Origin of the sequence: Pseudomonas sp. BAV 4579, from assembly GCF_009765395.1 — a bacterium.
GTDB lineage: Bacteria > Pseudomonadota > Gammaproteobacteria > Pseudomonadales > Pseudomonadaceae > Chryseomonas > Chryseomonas aestiva.
Map to the genome: position 1 here is coordinate 1 of NZ_WHOV01000259.1, position 2,730 is coordinate 2,730.

2 protein-coding genes and 1 pseudogene are annotated in these 2,730 nt (G+C 67.3%); 1 reads left to right on the plus strand and 2 read right to left on the minus strand.

Features of this window, described 5'->3' with window-relative positions; translation table 11 throughout:
* Positions 1-92: 92 nt before the first annotated feature.
* On the minus strand, positions 93-1,256 hold the full coding sequence (locus GSQ95_RS25875) for an MFS transporter (RefSeq protein WP_158896973.1): 1,164 nt from the start codon (positions 1,254-1,256) through the stop codon (positions 93-95).
* Positions 1,257-1,270: 14 nt separating this feature from the next.
* On the minus strand, positions 1,271-2,362 hold the full coding sequence (aroC, locus tag GSQ95_RS25880; protein ID WP_158896974.1) for a chorismate synthase: 1,092 nt from the start codon (positions 2,360-2,362) through the stop codon (positions 1,271-1,273).
* Positions 2,363-2,497: 135 nt separating this feature from the next.
* Here aroC and GSQ95_RS25885 point away from each other — a divergent pair.
* A pseudogene (locus tag GSQ95_RS25885) lies at positions 2,498-2,730 on the plus strand (alpha/beta hydrolase); the annotation flags it as partial.

Here is a 2,730-nt window from a genome sequence, read left to right on the forward strand (position 1 = left end):
CGCCGAGCGACGGTCAGGCGAGGCGAAAAACGCTGAGGAAGCGGAGTTTACGAGAGGTAAATGAGCATTCCGAAGTGTTTTTCAACGAAGCATCACCGAGCGCAGGCACTTTTCGTACTGGACCTAACGGACAAGAGGATGAGGAAGGCGCCTGCCAGCGCCGCCAGGGAGGCCCCGGCAAAGGCGGCAAGGGCGCCGGATACCTGCCAGGCATAGCCAGCATACAGCGCGCCCAGCGCCCCGCCAGCCCCGGAAAGTGCCGCGTAGAGCGATTGGGCCTGGCCCTGGCGGCGGCGGTCGAAATGGGATTGGACGAACTGGATGGCGGCGGCGTGGAAGCAGGCGAAGGTGGCTGCATGCAGGAGCTGGGCGAACAACAGCACGGGCAACTGGTCGGCCAGGGCGCCCAGCAGCAGCCAGCGCCCGGCGGCGATCAGAAAGGCGCCGACCAGCAGGGTAGTCAGAGCGATCCGCGCCAGCAGTTGCGGCATCACCAGGAAGATCAGCACCTCGGCGACCACGCCGAGGGACCAGAGCTGACCGATGACGCCGCGGCCATAGCCGAGCTCTTCCAGGTGCAGGGTGAAGACCGTGTAGTAGGGTCCGTGGGACAGCTGCATCAGCGCCGCGGCGATGAAGAAGGCCAGCACCCGCGGCTGGCGCAGGGTGGTCAGAAACGGCTCGGCCGGCGCCTCGGGGCGCTGCCCCGGATCGACCTTGACCCCCGGCACCGCCAGCGAGGCCAGCAGGATGATCGCCATCACCAGCAGCAGATAGGCCGGATAGAGATCCAGGCTGACGTATTCGAAGGCCCAGCCGAGCCCCGCCACCGCGGCGATGAAGCCGATCGAACCCCAGAGACGGATGCGCGCATAGCGCTGCGGCTGATCGCGCAGATGGGCCAGAGTAATGGCTTCGAACTGGGGCAGCACCGCGTGCCAGAAGAAGGCGTGCCCCGCCATGATCAGCGCCAGCCAGGCGAAGCCCTGGCCGAGGTAGATACCGGAGAAGCACAGCAAGGTGCAGGTGGCGCCGAGGCGGACGATGCTCAGCCGGCGGCCGGTGCGATCGGCCAGCCAGCCCCAGAGGTTGGGCGCCAGTACCCGCATCAGCATGGGGATGGCCACCAGCTGGCCGATGGCGGTGCCGGAATAGCCCAGGTGGTGGAAGTACAGCCCCAGGTAGGGCGCCGTGGCCCCCAGCAGCGCGAAGTAGGCGAAGTAGAAGCCCGACAGGCGCCAATAGGGAACCGGCATCGTCCGTCCGCGAATCAGAGTTGCGGCAGGATGGGCGTGTGCACTCTCACCTCGGCGTTCTGCGCGCGGTGACGCAGCAGGTGATCCATCAGCACCAGGGCCATCATCGCCTCGGCAATGGGCGTGGCGCGGATGCCCACGCAGGGATCGTGGCGACCCTTGGTGATGATATCCACCGGATTGCCATGGACGTCGATGGAGCGCCCCGGGGTGGTGATGCTGGACGTGGCCTTCAGCGCCAGGTGGGCGACGAGGGGCTGACCGGAGGAGATGCCGCCCAGCACGCCACCGGCGTTGTTGGACAGGAAGCCCTCCGGGGTCAGCTCGTCACGGTGCTCGGTGCCGCGCTGGGCGACGCTGGCGAAGCCGGCGCCGATCTCGACGCCCTTCACCGCATTGATGCTCATCAGCGCATAGGCCAGTTCGGCGTCGAGGCGGTCGAAGATCGGCTCGCCGAGGCCCGGCGGTACGCCGTCGGCGACCACGGTGATGCGCGCGCCCACCGAATCCTGATCGCGGCGTAGCTGGTCCATGTAGGCCTCCAGCTCCGGTACCCGGTCCGGATCGGGGCTGAAGAAAGCGTTCTCTTCCACGCTGTCCCAGGTCTTGAAGGGAATCTCGATGGGCCCCAGTTGGCTCATGTAGCCACGCACCCGGATGCCCTGGGTGGCCAGGTACTTCTTGGCGATGGCACCGGCCGCCACGCGCATGGCGGTTTCCCGCGCCGAGCTGCGACCGCCGCCGCGGTAGTCGCGCAGGCCGTACTTGTGGTGGTAGGCGTAGTCGGCATGGGCCGGGCGGAACAGGTCCTTGATCGCCGAGTAGTCCTTGGACTTCTGGTCGGTGTTGCGGATCAGCAGGCCGATGGGAGTACCGGTGGTGACGCCCTCGAAGACCCCGGACAGGATCTCCACCTCGTCCGCTTCCTGGCGCTGGGTGGTGTGGCGGCTGGTGCCAGGCTTGCGCCGATCCAGGTCACGCTGCAGGTCGGTGAGGTCCAGGGGCAGTCCGGGTGGGCAACCGTCGACGATGGCGACCAGCGCCGGGCCATGGCTTTCGCCGGCGGTGGTGACGGTAAACAGCGTACCGAGGGTATTGCCGGACATGCGAGGGCTCCGCGCTACGGGTGAAAGGTATGGATGCAAATTGGGAATGGGCGATTTTACACGCGCCGTGGTCTTTTACACGGATTGTGTGCGGGATAGGCCCCCACACCCCAGCTCTCCGGTGCCCTTCCTGCCATGCGTCTGCTGTTCTCCCTGCTGCTGTGCCTCGCCCTGCCCGCCCTCGCCACGGCGGCCGATCCCGTGCTCTATCGCCCCCTCTCGCTCGACACCGGCAGCGGGGTGCTCAAGGGCAGTCTGATCCTGCCCCGCAGCGAGCGTCCGCAACCGGTGGTGCTCTTCGTTTCCGGCTCGGGCCCCATCGACCGCAATGGCAACGCCCCCGGCGCCCGCAATGCCGCTCTGCAGCG

Coding starts and splice junctions, on each gene's coding strand:
- GSQ95_RS25875 (WP_158896973.1), bottom strand. CDS start 1,256: ATGCCGGTTCCCTATTGGCGCCTGTCGGGCTTCTACTTCGCCTACTTC.
- aroC (WP_158896974.1), bottom strand. CDS start 2,362: ATGTCCGGCAATACCCTCGGTACGCTGTTTACCGTCACCACCGCCGGC.